Annotated in this window: 1 protein-coding gene; it reads left to right on the forward strand. The window is 30.9% G+C overall.

Annotation, left to right across the window (positions count from 1 at the left end; translation table 11 throughout):
* Positions 1–236: hypothetical protein (locus R0J92_RS26525; RefSeq protein ID WP_411053880.1), on the forward strand; the 236-nt coding region annotated here is incomplete at both ends.

The raw sequence follows: 236 nt of genomic DNA on the forward strand, positions 1-236 counted from the left end.
GAATTGGTTTAGAATATATAAAAGACTATCCTTTTAGAGGGTATGGTCCTAACCAATTTTATAATTTAACCTTAAATTCTACGCATCCTCACAATGGATTTATAAATCTAGCTGTTGGTTATAGTAGTGTCGCACTAGTTTTATTGACTGCCTTACTAATAGTTATTTTTTTTAGAAGTATAAGACAACTAAGAAATGATGTTTCTGAAAGTGCGTTCTTAAAGCCGTTCCACTTT

The organism is Tritonibacter sp. SIMBA_163 (assembly GCF_046535935.1).
Taxonomy (GTDB): Bacteria; Pseudomonadota; Alphaproteobacteria; order Rhodobacterales; family Rhodobacteraceae; genus Epibacterium; species Epibacterium scottomollicae.